Genomic DNA, 13,826 nt, shown 5'->3' on the forward strand with positions numbered 1-13,826 from the left:
ACGGATGGCTACGCCCTTGCCTTGTTGAGGCTACACCATCCGACGAGAAAGGTGTAGCCCTTCTGTCCGGTTGCTGACGGGGGCAAAATTACTGCCTTTCCAGGTACTGAACTATCAGTGATTTATCCTTACATCATATCCGTATGGGTCAATCAGTGTGGTATCTTCCCGTTTTATGATGGCCCATACCTTCTCCAATTCGGTAATTATCGTACTGTAAGTCAAAGGCTTTTGCTCTCCTCTGGTTCTCTTTGTGAAGTTTTCGGAAGCAACGAATAGTTTGGCTATATCTGTAATTTTCTTGATATTTGTTCCTTCAAAATAGCCTGATTTAAAGGCTCTTAAGTAACCTACATAAACATGGGTCTGGTCTCCGTAGTAAACCCGTTCTGCCAATAGCTTTTCATCCACTATGGAGCTGTGTTCTTTTACTTTTTTTGTTTTTAGTTTCTGTGTATCAGATTGATACGACATGCTTCTCTGCTCGTTACTGTTGAGATGCTTCTTTTTTTGAGTTCTTTCATTTGTGTAATTCTTCGTTCGTTTAACTGTTTTTTATTCTGGTTAAAAAATGCGAAAGTATAAAAAGTGTGGGAGAAATAAGGGAATTTTGGAGGGAAATGTGAAGGGTGAGTTGTAAATGGTTGATATATAAGATGATATGCTGTTTAAAAAACGTACGTTTAATGAACGCAAAGATAGAGACGTTTTTTGTAATGGCAAAATGTTTGATAGAAAAATGTTCCTAATAATAAATAATGATAAGTATATTGCATTGAATTTCAGTAGTATATACAATATATGTAATCAGTTAAAATCTTCTTATTTTTAGCTCTTTGAGTATGTCTTGTATAAGTTCGAAATAGCTGTTTTTTAAACGTACGATTAAAAAACGCTTTTTTGTTTCTAATGCGTTCGTTTATAGTCTCTTACCAAAAGGTAATGAACAACTGCAGAGAATCTGTTGACAAGAAGAGCATAGTGCTTGTCAAACTTCCCATAAAATGCTCGCAAGTGATTGAACTACAGTCTTGTAATGGTAGTTCAAAGCCCCCAAGGAATACCTTTTTCTAAGTAAAATTAGCAAGAATAGAAATGGATAAAGAGACCGAAGTTTGGTTTGCCATGCGTGCCACATACCGCAGGGAGCTTGAAGCTATGCATCTTCTCGAAAAGGCAAATCTTGGCTGTTTCATTCCCATGCAATATAAGATAAGTATCCGTAGGGGCAGGAAAGTCCGTGCTTTGGTTCCCGTCATCCGTAATCTGGTTTTTGTCCACGCATGTCCTTCCGAAGTACAGCGATTTAAGTCTCAAATTACTTATTTGCAATATATCACCGATACCCGTAGCGGTCAGAAAATAATCATTCCCGACCATGATATGCAGCGTTTCATAGCCGTCGCCGGTACCTACAATGACCATCTTCTCTATTTCCAGCCCGAAGAACTGAATCTCTCCAAAGGTACGAAAGTCCGTATCACCGGTGGCGACTTCGAGGGTCAAGAAGGCGTTTTTCTAAAGGTAAAAGGCGCCCGTGATCGTCGTGTAGTGATTGCTATACAAGGTATCATCGCCGTTGCCATGGCGACCATCCATCCGGACCTCATCGAAGTAATCAAATAATCGTCGATAATCAATGATTAGTCATTGGTGATAGATAAATCATAACTCTGAAATCATAAATCAAAATAGCATGTCTCTTTTAGAAGAAGCACTCCTCCTTCAGCGTGCCGCGCACGATCTGATGTATTTGGGTATGGACGGCAGTCCTGTCTATAGCGATGACTTGTCTCGTCGTAACAGCGAAGTCTATCGCTTGACCACAACTTTGTATAATTCTGGCACTTGGGGCACCACGGTGGAAGAGCAGGCAAATGTATGTCTTGCGCTCTTGAAGGGGTATAGTGCCTCGTTCATTGACCATGGTGAAAAACAACAGCATGTGCAGGAGGTATTGAGGCGTTGCTGGGATACCCTTGATACCCTTCCTTCCTCTTTGTTGAAACTCCGTTTGCTTACGGCTTGTTATGGAGAGGTTTTCGATGAGCCTTTGGCCGACGAGGGCCGTTCTATCATTGCTTCCTGGAGTGTTGCATCACTGACTGCCGAGCAGCAGGAAGCAGTTGATGAGTTTCAGAATGTGGTGGATAATCCTTATCCGTGGGAAGAACTGGAGGAGTGAAAGCATAAGGTTGAAGAAAGACAGAAATATGAGAAACTTTGAAGATTTGCAAATAGCAGTTGCTGGTACCGGTTATGTAGGTTTGAGCATTGCTACTTTGTTGTCACAGCATCACAAGGTGACAGCCGTTGATGTGATACCTGAAAAGGTGGAAAAGATTAACAATCGTATATCTCCGATTCAGGATGAATATATAGAGAAGTATTTTGCGGAGAAGGAACTGAACCTCACTGCAACTCTTGATGGGGCATCTGCTTATAAGGATGCAGACTTTGTGGTTATTGCAGCTCCTACAAACTACGATCCGGCTAAGAACTTCTTCGATACACATCATATAGAAGACGTTATTGACCTTGTACTATCAGTGAATCCTGAAGCAACAATGGTTATCAAGTCAACCATTCCAGTTGGCTACTGTCGTTCCCTTTATGTGAAGTATGCTCAGAAGTTTGCTCAGATGGTACCATTGCCAGATGGAAAACGTCGTGAATTCCGCCTTTTGTTTTCTCCTGAGTTCCTTCGTGAATCGAAAGCCCTTGAAGACAATCTCTATCCTTCACGTATTATCGTGGGTTATCCAAAGATGATGTCTGCTGAATGGGAGGAGGAGAACGAGGCAATCCGCAAGATTCAAGGTAATCACATGAAAGAGTCTGCTGAGATATTCGCTAAGCTTCTTCAGGAAGGTGCCATTAAAGAAAACATTGATACTCTCTTTATGGGACTGAAAGAAGCCGAAGCAGTCAAACTCTTTGCCAATACTTATCTTGCCCTTCGTGTAAGTTACTTCAATGAGCTTGATACCTATGCCGAAGTAAAAGGTTTGGATTCAGCTGCCATCATTCAGGGAATTGGTCTCGATCCTCGTATTGGCACTCACTACAATAACCCATCATTTGGTTATGGTGGCTACTGCTTACCAAAAGATACTAAACAGCTCCTTGCAAATTATGAGAGCGTACCCCAAAATATGATGACAGCGATTGTAGAGTCAAATCGCACTCGTAAGGATTATATAGCAGATGCTGTTCTTCGCAAGGCTGGCTACTACAATGAGAATGCCGTATGGGATGCGAACAAAGAGCATGAGTGTGTAGTAGGTGTTTATCGCCTAACTATGAAGTCAAATTCAGATAATTTTCGTCAATCTGCGATTCAGGGCATCATGAAACGTATCAAGGCAAAAGGTGCAGAGGTGATTGTTTACGAGCCTACTCTTGAGAACGGCACCAGTTTCTTCGGCAGTCAGGTAGTCAACAACCTCGATGAGTTCAAACAAAAATCGAAAGCTATCATTGCCAACCGTTATGACTCTTGCCTCGATGATGTGGTAGGGAAAGTCTATACTCGCGACATTTTTAAGCGCGATTAATCTATGGTAACATATAATGTAAATTTGGAGGGCAAAACAGTCCTCGTGACAGGTGCTGCTGGTTTTATAGGTTCTAATCTTGTGAAGCGCCTTTTTAAGGATATAAATAACATCAAAGTAATCGGCATTGATAGCATTACCGATTATTACGATGTGAATATTAAGTATGAACGCCTAAAAGAGATTGAGGTTTTAGGTTGCGACTGGCAGTTCTATCAGACTTCGATTGCTGATAGAACATCATTAGAGAATATTTTTACGGAGAACAAGATATCCGTTGTTGTAAATCTCGCGGCTCAGGCAGGTGTGCGTTATAGTATCACCAATCCCGATGCCTATATTGAGAGTAATCTCATTGGTTTTTACAATATTCTTGAGGCATGCCGTCATCATGAAGTGGAGCATCTGGTATACGCTTCTTCGAGTTCGGTTTATGGCTCGAACAAGAAAGTACCGTATTCTACCGATGATAAGGTGGATAATCCTGTGTCGCTCTATGCAGCTACGAAGAAGAGTAATGAACTGATGGCGCATGCTTATTCAAAACTGTATAACATTCCAAGTACGGGTTTGCGATTTTTTACGGTCTATGGTCCCGCAGGGCGTCCTGATATGGCATACTTTGGCTTTACAAATAAGTTGCGTGAAGGCAAGACGATTCAGATATTCAACTACGGAAACTGCAAGCGTGACTTTACGTATGTGGATGATATTGTGGAGGGTGTAGTTCGTGTGATGCAGCATGCTCCTAAAAAACAGGGTGGCGAGGACGGACTGCCAATCCCACCTTATAAGGTGTATAACATTGGTAACAATTCTCCTGAGAATCTATTAGATTTTTTGATAATCCTTCAGGAGGAGTTGATTCGTGCGGGTGTGCTACCTGCGGATTATGATTTTGAGTCACACAAGGAACTTGTGCCCATGCAGGCAGGTGATGTGCCTGTGACATTTGCAGATACTACTCCTCTAGAGGAGGATTTTGGGTTTAAGCCATCAACTTCGCTTCGAGTTGGTTTGAGAGCGTTTGCTGAGTGGTATGTTAAGTATTACGGTACGTGCAAATAAATATTTGATTAAGATTTATAGATATATAGGGAAAAGACTACGTTAATGTATGTTAGAGAAAAATCAAAAATATACGTTGCAGACCATAGAGGGCTTGTTGGATCAGCAATATGGAACTATTTTTTTCAGAGAGGTTACACCAATCTTATAGGTCATACCATAAGGAGCTTGACCTTACAGACCAAGTGGCCGTCAAGAACTTCTTTGACGAGGAGCAGCCTGATGCAGTAGTTCTTGCCGTAGTTTTGTTGGTGGTATAATGGTCAATTCGCTCTATCGTGCCGATTTCATTATGATGAACATGAAGATTCAGTGCAACGTCATATAAGAGGCTACGCTCATGGTGTGGAGAAGCTCCTCTTTCTCGGTTCTACCTGTATCTACCCGAAAAATGATCCACAGCTTATGAAGGAGGATTGCCGTCTTACTAGCGAACAGGAATACGCCAACGAGGAGTATGCCATTGCTAAAATTACAAGGTTCGAGATATGTGAGTCATATAATCTGTAGTATGGCACCAATTACATTGCCGCAATGCCTGCCAACCTTTACGATTCGAACGATAACTTCCACTTGGTCTGCCATGATGCATAAAGTTTATCTTGCAAAACTCATTAACGACGGTAACTGGGAAGTAATTTGCAAAGCCCTTAGTATCCGCCCTGTGGGAACTAATATCAAGGAGAATGGTGAGACTTTCCGTTACGTTATTGATAGCAATAGCTCAGAGGTGGACATCTTTAGAGTATAGTATTAAGAACAATAAGGTTTCTCTCTGGGACACAGGTAACCCTCTTCGTGATTTTTTTTGTAACGAGGATATGGCCGATACAAGTGCTCATATCCTTCTTAATGTTAACTTCTCCGACGTCATTGGTGTCGAGGAATACTCATCCGTTCACTACGGTAACAAGGTCAATGGAGTCGTTGATTGCAATCATTCAATAGGTCGAGGTGGAGCTATCCCGAGCCTTGGTGAGATTCGTAACTGCCGTATCAACGTCGGTACAGGCAAGGAAAACTCACCATTCGTCAACTTTCAGAACTTGTAGTAAAGGCGGTTGGTTTCATAGGAGCCGTAGAATTTGACACTACCAAGCCCGATGGTACCATGCGTAAACTTATTGATGTTAGTAAACTTCATTCACTAAGCTAGACTCACAAGCTTGAGATTGAGGAAGGTGTACAACACTTGTTCCATTGGTACACTGAGAGTTTGAAGGTTTAAACGTAATTGAAAAATATAGCATATTTATGTCACAGAACATTGCACTTATTACCGGTGTTACCGGTCAGGACGGTAGCTATCTTTCTGAGTTCCTTCTCGCTAAGGGTTACGAAGTTCATGGTATCATCCGTCGTTCATCCGTTGATTACCGTGAGCGTATCGCACACCTCGAAGGTACCTCTAACTTTCACCTCCATTATGCCGATATGGGCGACTCAATGTCACTTGTGAAACTTGTCGGCAAGGTGCAGCCTACTGAGATTTACAACCTCGCAGCACAATCGCACGTTCAGGTGAGTTTTGATGCTCCGGAGTTTACGGCCGATGTTGATGCTGTAGGCGTCCTTCGCATCCTTGAGGCTGTTCGTACCAACCATTTGGAGAAAACTTGTAAGGTTTATCAGGCATCAACTTCTGAGCTCTATGGTAAGGTCGAGGAAGTTCCACAGAACGAGAATACTCCTTTCCATCCATATTCTCCATATGCAGTAGCAAAGCTTTATGGTTTCTGGATTGTAAAGGAATATCGTGAGGCATATAATATGTTTTGTTGCTCAGGTATCCTCTTTAACCACGAATCTGAGCGTCGAGGCGAAACTTTTGTAACCCGCAAAATCGCCCTTGCTGCTGCACGCATTGCTCAGGGAAAACAAGATTGCCTCTATCTTGGTAACCTTGATTCCCTCCGTGACTGGGGGTATGCCAAGGACTATGTAGAGTGTATGTGGCTTATTCTTCAGCACGATAAGCCTGAAGATTTTGTGATTGCAACAGGTGTTCAGCATACTGTACGTGAGTTTGCTACTCTCGCTTTCCATTATGCAGGCATTGAACTTCGTTGGGAAGGGGAAGGCGTAAACGAAATAGGGGTTGATGCAGCAACTGGTAAGGTTGTAATTGCTGTAAGCGAAGATTTCTATCGTCCTACAGACGTAGTTAACCTTTGGGGTGATCCTACCAAGGCAAAGAAAGAACTAGGCTGGAATCCTCAAACCACCAGTTTCGAACAGCTCGTTGAACTCATGGTAAAGCACGATATGGCCAAGGTTGCTGCTGATAATGCCGCAGCTGATATTCGCAAGATGAATCTTGCTGAATATCTTGAGAAGGGTATAGTCAAATAATATTTATAGTTCATTGTGGTATATGTTCAGAAATCAATAGTAAAATCTTTAGGAAATGCAAGATAAAAAACAAGAACATATTACATATTTTTATTTTTTGAAAGGATTACTGACCATGGAAGCGATAATAAACTTGAGGACAAACCTGCTGCAGGGGTTGAAAAGTGAGGAGGAGCAGAAAAGTTGTTATATGCGGGAGGCCCTGAATTATCTTCACAAGTTCTGGAAGGAAACCTTCACTTGTAGATCACTACAATAAAGTTCATAGAAAAAAATCCAATGATAAATATCATTAATAAATCAGAGTGTTGTGGCTGCAATGCCTGTGGCGACATTTGTCCTAAGGGGGCTATCTCATTCAAAGAGGATATAGAAGGATTCTTATATCCTGTTGTGGATAGAGATACTTGCATAGATTGTCATCTCTGTGAGAAAGTTTGTCCTGTGATACATGCGGGAGAACTAAAAAAAAACGATTTTGAAAAGCCCAAATGTTTTGCTGCTCAATGCAAGAACTTACAATCACTTTTTGACTCAACTTCAGGAAGTGCATTTGCTACGTTAGCAGAAAAGATGTACAAATGTGGAGGATATGTAGGAGGTGCCGTTTTTAATGATGATTATTCTGTAACTCAATTTTTATCTTCTGATAAGGCTGATTTGGAAAAACTGCGTAATTCCAAGTACGTACAAAGCGATTCACAGGGGTTTTTTAAGCAAGTACAAGAGTTGCTTAAGGCTAGAGAAAAAGTATTGGTGTGCGGTCTTCCTTGTCAGATGGCCGGTTTGCGTTCTTTTTTAAGAAAAGAGTATGAGAATTTGATTATTCTTGATTTAATCTGTTTGGGCATTAACTCTCCAAAGATACTTCGAGGCTATCTTGATTATATGGAAGAAAAGCATAATAGCAAGATAGTCTATTATAAGGCAAAAAATAAGGAACTTGGGTGGAGGCAACTAACTACCAAGATTGTTTTTGAGAATGGTGATGTAGAATATGATAAGAAGGATACCAATTACTTTACTTACGGATTCATTGGTACACATGCCTATGCGCGTCCATCTTGCTATGAATGTAAGTTCAAAGGGTTCCCAAGAATAGCGGATATTACTATAGGTGATTTATGGGGAGCAGAAAGAATTGTAGGTAAGGAGTATGACCATGATTTGGGAACTTCTGTAATTCTTGTCAACTCCCAAAGGGGGGGGGACTTTTTCAATTCTGCACAAAGCTCCTTCAAGGTACAAGAAATATCTTTAGAATCAGTGGTAAGAAGCAACCTACCATTGGTTACACCAATATCAAAACCTGCAATTAATAGAAATGCGTTTTATAACGATTTAAACAATCTGAAGTTTGTTGATTTTGCTAAGAAATATATAAAGATTCCTGTAGATCAGCCTTTGTCATTTAAGGCGATTCTTAAGAATTACGTGCGTTACTTTTATCACATTGCACGAGCCTCAAGATTAAACCCATTAGTGTGGATAAAGAATATCTATTATAACACTCTTAATAGAAGAATAAAAACGAATATTTCGAAGGGGTGTTTCTTGATTATCCAAAAACATTGTGTGTTGGATATTGCGAAAGGTGGACAGATTGTAGTCGAGGGAACTGTGAATTTGGGTTATAAGCGTGTTAAAGGTTCAAAACTGGAAACTCGATTACTTGTTGATAAAGGTGGCACATTACAAATAAAGAGTTGTTCAATCGCCTATGGAGCAGACATAGAAGTCTTTAATGGAGCTAAGTTGGAAATAGGTTCGAATAACATTTATAACATAGGGACTACAATTATTTGTGGCAACCACATTACTATCGGCGACGACGTGTATTTTGGTCGAAATGTGACGATTCGTGATAATAACGGTGGTCATTTTATGTCCCGTCGAATATATAAGGACAAACGACCAGTAAAGATTGGTCAACATTCATGGCTTACAGAGCAAGTAACAGTCATGCCAGGGGCTAAGATAGGTATAGGCGTAATTGTGGGTGCGCGATCTATGGTATATGGAAAATTGCCTAATTTTACATTGGCCATTGGTTCTCCAGCTGAGGTAGTTGACGAAGATATTTATTGGAAAGCATAATCAAAATGATAACATTCAAAGAACTAAAACGTAACTTGAAGAAGGAGGTGTTTAACCTTCCAATCGTCAAGGTTTCGCTCCTTGGTGATTCGGCTACTCAGTTCCTTGCAACTTCCATCAAGGGTATGGGCATTGAGAGAGATTACAACATCGATCTTTTTGAAGCGGAATACAATCAGGTGGAACGTCAAGTGCTCGACCCTACAAGTGACCTTTATCAGCATGATGCGAAGTACACCATTGTGTTCCAATCTACTCACAAGCTGCTGGAGAAGTATGCAATGATGTCTGCTGATGAGCAGGCGCGTATGGCAGACGATCGTCTTGAGTTTATCCGTACCATTTGTGCGCAAGTTTCAGGGTACATCATCTATTATAACTATCCTGAAATAGAGGATACTGTCTTCGGTTCATATGCCAACAAGGTGCAGACCAGTTTCACCTATCAGCTTCGCAAACTTAACTATGAGCTGATGAATCTGGCTCAGGAGTGTCGGAACCTTTTCATTTGCGACCTCTGCAGTTTGCAGAACAAGTTCGGTCGCGACATGATGTTCGACTCTACCGTCTATGTCAGCACCGAAATGCTCCTATCGCTTGATGCGCTTCCATACGTTGCATCACGTACCATGGATATCATCGGCTCTATTGAAGGTAAGTTCAAGAAGTGCTTGATTCTTGACCTTGACAATACTATTTGGGGTGGTGTCGTAGGAGATGACGGTTGGGAGAACATTCAAATAGGCCATGGATTGGGTATTGGTAAGACATTTACCGAGTTCCAAGAGTGGGTGAAGAAACTGAAGAACCGTGGAATTATCGTGTGCGTATGTTCGAAGAATGATGAAGATAAGGCTAAGGAACCTTTTGAGAAGAATCCTGAAATGGTCTTGAAACTCGATGATATTTCTGTTTTTATTGCCAATTGGGAAAACAAAGCTGACAATATCCGCACTATCCAAAGTATTCTGAACATTGGCTTTGATTCGATGGTCTTTCTTGATGACAATCCTTTCGAACGCAATATGGTTCGCGAGAATGTACTTGGGGTGACGGTGCCTGAACTTCCTGAAGATCCGGGAGAGTATCTTGAGTTCCTCTATACTCAGAACCTTTTTGAGACTGCATCTTACAGTAATGCCGACAAAGACCGTACAAAGCAATATCAGGTAGAGGCAAAGCGTGTGACGGCAGCCAAGACATTCGCCAATGAAGCAGAATTTCTCAAGTCGCTCAATATGGTAAGTGAGGTTAAAGGCTTCGATAAGTTCAACATTCCTCGTGTGGCCCAACTCTCGCAACGAAGCAATCAGTTCAACCTTCGTACCGTTCGTTATACCGAAGATCAGATTACTGCCATTGAGCAAAGCGACCGATACGTGACTTGCAGCTTCACTCTTGAAGATAAGTTTGGTGACAATGGTCTGATTGCTGTCGTTATTATGGAAAAGTCCTTTGATAATGCTCAAGAACCAGCATTGTTCATTGATACTTGGTTTATGAGTTGTCGAGTACTGAAAAGGGGAATGGAGAACTTCACGCTCAACACCCTTGTAGAGTATGCACGTCAAAATGGCTTCAAGAAGATTATTGGGGAGTATCTTCCAACCGCAAAGAACGGAATGGTAAAGGAGCACTATTCCAACCTTGGTTTTGAGACAATCGAGGGTATCGAAACTGATCAATGGATGCTTGATGTGGAGAAGTATCAGAATAGAGAATGTTATATTGAAAAGAAGTAAAGTTAAGTATGTCTGTTAGAAAATCAAATTTTGAGCTTCTCAGAATTATAGCTATGATGATGGTCATTATGTGGCATTTCATCGTGAGGTGTATTATAAATACTGTTTATGGGGTGCAAATATCTGTGTATCAATGTGATATAAATGAGTTGGGGTAATATTGCCCTGCAGTTTTTTATGTATCGCAGTAAACCTTTTTGTCCTTATATCAGGTTATTGGAGTATAAGGTTGACTGTTAAGAATGTTTTAAACCTTTACTTTTTATGTTTATTCTATAATTTACTGGCATTCGTTGTTCTGAGTTACACAGAAAGCAATAGTATCAAGGATTTAGTGAAATGCTTCTTCATTACAAAGACTGATAATTGGTTCTTTCCAACGTGTAAGCAGTCAAAAATTGGCTCATAATTGAAATCTCTATCTTCGCTGCGAACAAAAATTTTAGAATTTATGTATAGCAGTGAAGATCTTGAAAGGTTTTACTTTCAGTACCAGACCGAGGCTTTGCCTCATGGAGAATCTCTCCAATCGTTTTGTGTTAAGAACAAAGTTCCTTATAACATCTTTCAGAAATGGTACAGGGATACCCGGAAAAAAGTAGTTGGAGTCCAGGTTGATGGTGTTCCTGTAATCGGTCATGAGGAAAAATCCAGTGCCATTGATCAATCTCAACCGGTATCACCAGGCAGAAATGATCACCCGGTTCGTATTTGGGTTGAGATTCGTATCAGCAATGGCTTGCATTTGTCCCAAAAGAATTTAAGCTACCCGGATTTGGTTCGTATGGTAGAGCAGTTGGAGGGGTTATGTTGAGTGTTACCGGTCTGAATCATTTTTATTATGTCCGTGACTTTACCGATATGCGTTGTAAGCACAGCCGTGTGCTGTCTGTCATTCGTGAACGGCTTCACCGTGAGCCCAATGATGGAGACGTCTTTATAGTCATGTCTCGCAATCGCAGAATAGTCCGTATGTTTTCATTTGATAATCGTTCATATAGTCTGTTCGAAAAGAAGTTTGTGGCAGGCTATCAGTTCATGAAGGTGGAGCGGAACGGGGCAGATACTGTTTATCGGATTGCCTGGAAGGACGTGGTTTTGATTCTTGAGAATCCTATAGTTAAAACATTAAAAATCAGATAATCAATCTATTTATCCACTTGCGGTTTTGTGATTATTTTATTACCTTTAATGCTGTAAATCAAAGGTTTAAGTGTGATCGATCTGCAAGATATAATTACAACAAAACGAGAGTTGTTGAGTAGGGAAACCTACTCACGCAACCCTATAAATTATAGTGCAGGTATGGCAGAGGATCAGAAAGAGCGATACATACAATACCTTGCCGAACAGAATCAGGATCTTCGGTTGACAAGTGATGCCATGAAGCTTGTTTTGGAGGATTTTATGGCTCAGATGAAGGATCTGAAGGCTCAGGTGTCCTCTATGGAATCGAAACATGCTGACCTTGAAAATCGGTTATCGGAAGAGCATAAACTTCGCAAATCGGCTGAGCGTAAGATAAAATCACTTCAGGAAAAACTTGATTATGCCCATCAGGAACGTTTTGGTGATAGACGTCAAAAGATACAATCTAAAGCTAAAACAAGTGATTCAGACCGCCGGAAGGAGAAAGATGATTATGATGGAACCGATGATACGCTTCGTACGGATTCGGTTGATCATGCTCTATCTCAAGAGGTAAAAGAGTCTTCCAGGAAAGAGCGTGATTTATCCAATCGTCCTGACGGTTATAAAACGACGGGAGTATCCGGAGAAGTAATAGAGCATCCTTCTGACTTGACAAAGGTTCCCGGTCGCCTCATTGAAAGAAGAATGGTACGGGTATTCAGTTTTCGTACTTTCCTGACGGAAGAATGTTTTGAGATGGTTCATTATGCAGAGCCTGGTAAAAAGCCGAAGTGGGGCTATTTCCCTTCTGAAGTCCATCCGGAGGTAGTAACCAGTTTTGAAGGCACTAGGGCCACTCCTGAATTTCTGCAGGCTATTGCCTATGAAGTTTATGTAAAGAATGTGACTTTTGGTCTTCTTCACCAATGGCTGACAGATATGGGCATGACCATTTCTAAAAACACGTTGCGCAACTGGCTTAAGAAAGGTAAGACATACCTGGACGAACTGGTTTGTGTATTGAAGTCTATAGCTTTGGAAAAAGATTCGATTGTGAACTGCGATGAGACCTGGTGTAAAGTGCGCAAATACGATCACTATAAGAAGTGCTACATTTGGGTTCTGGTCAACAAGGCTCAGAAAACAGCCATTTTCTTCTATGAGAATGGCTCGCGCGGTCGTGATGTACTTACAGACTTTTTGGGCGATGCAGAGTTGAAGAGTATTATGTCCGACGGATACAATGCTTATGTATTTATCGGCAATGAGCTGAAATCAGCCCGGTTTAAAGATACTGTACACCAGGTTTGTATGTCACATGCCAAGAACAAGTTTGTCAAGGCTTCCAATCAGGGTGGTGAACCGACTGCAGAACGCTTTTCCGAAATTTTAAAGGAGTTCTTTATGAGGGAGCGTAAATACGATGATGCCGGATTAACTCCCAAGGAAAGGTTCCGAGAAAGGCAAAGCCTGGCAACGAAGGAACTTCTGATAGAGTTACGCAGCTTGTTGGACAGTGAACTGACAAAGGATTCAGAATTTAGAAGCCGGTATTATAAAGAAGCTCTCAATTATCTGAACCGGTTCTGGAAAGAGCTCTTTGCTTACTTGGATGATGGTGAATTACCGATAGACAACAACCTGGCTGAGCGAACCATTCGAAAGCTGACCACTCAACGCAACAATTCACTTCATTATGGTAGTGATGCCGGTGCAGAGATGGCAGCAACTTATCACAGTGTGATAGGAACGGTAAAGCTTCATGGCAGTTCTATCTGGAACTTCATCGGAACTTTTTTCAAAAATATCTTTAACGGGTGCAGGGATTATGTTAACATGGTTCCTGACAAAATCACTTTGGCTGCCAGCCAATGTTAAA

General features: G+C 41.2%; 11 protein-coding genes and 1 pseudogene. 11 read left to right on the forward strand and 1 reads right to left on the reverse strand.

The window, feature by feature from the left end; all coding sequences use genetic code 11:
* Positions 1–114: 114 nt before the first annotated feature.
* Positions 115–474: a hypothetical protein gene (locus DXD65_RS03175; protein WP_035448669.1), complete on the reverse strand. Its 360-nt coding sequence runs from the start codon at positions 472–474 to the stop codon at positions 115–117.
* Positions 475–1,089: 615 nt separating this feature from the next.
* Between DXD65_RS03175 and DXD65_RS03180 the strand changes: the two genes are divergently transcribed.
* The 11 genes and pseudogenes from DXD65_RS03180 (at position 1,090) to tnpC (ending at position 13,825) form a co-directional block, all read left to right on the forward strand.
* The gene (locus tag DXD65_RS03180; protein ID WP_117887335.1) at positions 1,090–1,626 is read left to right on the forward strand and encodes a UpxY family transcription antiterminator; all 537 of its coding nucleotides are present in this window, start codon (positions 1,090–1,092) and stop codon (positions 1,624–1,626) included.
* A 70-nt stretch (positions 1,627–1,696) separates the two neighbouring features.
* On the forward strand, positions 1,697–2,185 hold the full coding sequence (locus DXD65_RS03185; protein WP_117887336.1) for a UpxZ family transcription anti-terminator antagonist: 489 nt from the start codon (positions 1,697–1,699) through the stop codon (positions 2,183–2,185).
* Positions 2,186–2,213: 28 nt separating this feature from the next.
* A complete protein-coding gene (locus DXD65_RS03190) occupies positions 2,214–3,557 on the forward strand; it encodes a nucleotide sugar dehydrogenase (RefSeq protein ID WP_035448664.1) in 1,344 nt (447 codons plus the stop codon).
* A 3-nt stretch (positions 3,558–3,560) separates the two neighbouring features.
* Positions 3,561–4,625, forward strand: a complete 1,065-nt coding sequence (locus tag DXD65_RS03195) for an NAD-dependent epimerase/dehydratase family protein (protein ID WP_035448662.1) — start codon at positions 3,561–3,563, stop codon at positions 4,623–4,625.
* 45 nt (positions 4,626–4,670) lie between these two features.
* Positions 4,671–5,853 (forward strand): annotated as a pseudogene (locus DXD65_RS03200) (NAD-dependent epimerase/dehydratase family protein).
* 26 nt (positions 5,854–5,879) lie between these two features.
* On the forward strand, positions 5,880–6,977 hold the full coding sequence (gene gmd, locus DXD65_RS03205) for a GDP-mannose 4,6-dehydratase (protein WP_051642925.1): 1,098 nt from the start codon (positions 5,880–5,882) through the stop codon (positions 6,975–6,977).
* A 279-nt stretch (positions 6,978–7,256) separates the two neighbouring features.
* Entirely contained in the window at positions 7,257–9,074 is a 1,818-nt protein-coding gene (locus tag DXD65_RS03215; RefSeq protein WP_035448659.1) for a Coenzyme F420 hydrogenase/dehydrogenase, beta subunit C-terminal domain, read from the forward strand.
* A 5-nt stretch (positions 9,075–9,079) separates the two neighbouring features.
* Positions 9,080–10,816: an HAD-IIIC family phosphatase gene (locus DXD65_RS03220; protein ID WP_117887337.1), complete on the forward strand. Its 1,737-nt coding sequence runs from the start codon at positions 9,080–9,082 to the stop codon at positions 10,814–10,816.
* Between the two features lie 451 nt (positions 10,817–11,267).
* Positions 11,268–11,630, forward strand: a complete 363-nt coding sequence (locus DXD65_RS21095; protein WP_199670704.1) for a hypothetical protein — start codon at positions 11,268–11,270, stop codon at positions 11,628–11,630.
* Positions 11,624–11,959 carry an IS66 family insertion sequence element accessory protein TnpB gene (gene tnpB / locus DXD65_RS03230; RefSeq protein ID WP_007761176.1) on the forward strand — a complete coding sequence of 112 codons (336 nt, stop codon included), beginning with the start codon at positions 11,624–11,626 and terminating at the stop codon, positions 11,957–11,959. The genes DXD65_RS21095 and tnpB overlap by 7 nt, the downstream gene beginning before the upstream one ends.
* A 72-nt stretch (positions 11,960–12,031) precedes the next feature.
* The gene (tnpC, locus tag DXD65_RS03235; protein WP_117887339.1) at positions 12,032–13,825 is read left to right on the forward strand and encodes an IS66 family transposase; all 1,794 of its coding nucleotides are present in this window, start codon (positions 12,032–12,034) and stop codon (positions 13,823–13,825) included.
* Position 13,826: the final 1 nt, after the last annotated feature.

Source organism: Bacteroides sp. 4_1_36 (assembly GCF_003466325.1).
GTDB classification, from domain to species: domain Bacteria; phylum Bacteroidota; class Bacteroidia; order Bacteroidales; family Bacteroidaceae; genus Bacteroides; species Bacteroides uniformis.

What these genes read in the sequence shown, in the direction of transcription:
- DXD65_RS03185 (WP_117887336.1), top strand. Translation starts at nt 1,697, where the DNA reads ATGTCTCTTTTAGAAGAAGCACTCCTCCTTCAGCGTGCCGCGCACGAT.
- DXD65_RS03195 (WP_035448662.1), top strand. Translation starts at nt 3,561, where the DNA reads ATGGTAACATATAATGTAAATTTGGAGGGCAAAACAGTCCTCGTGACA.
- DXD65_RS21095 (WP_199670704.1), top strand. Translation starts at nt 11,268, where the DNA reads ATGTATAGCAGTGAAGATCTTGAAAGGTTTTACTTTCAGTACCAGACC.
- DXD65_RS03220 (WP_117887337.1), top strand. Translation starts at nt 9,080, where the DNA reads ATGATAACATTCAAAGAACTAAAACGTAACTTGAAGAAGGAGGTGTTT.
- tnpB (WP_007761176.1), top strand. Translation starts at nt 11,624, where the DNA reads ATGTTGAGTGTTACCGGTCTGAATCATTTTTATTATGTCCGTGACTTT.
- gmd (WP_051642925.1), top strand. Translation starts at nt 5,880, where the DNA reads ATGTCACAGAACATTGCACTTATTACCGGTGTTACCGGTCAGGACGGT.
- DXD65_RS03175 (WP_035448669.1), bottom strand. Translation starts at nt 474, where the DNA reads ATGTCGTATCAATCTGATACACAGAAACTAAAAACAAAAAAAGTAAAA.
- DXD65_RS03190 (WP_035448664.1), top strand. Translation starts at nt 2,214, where the DNA reads ATGAGAAACTTTGAAGATTTGCAAATAGCAGTTGCTGGTACCGGTTAT.
- DXD65_RS03215 (WP_035448659.1), top strand. Translation starts at nt 7,257, where the DNA reads ATGATAAATATCATTAATAAATCAGAGTGTTGTGGCTGCAATGCCTGT.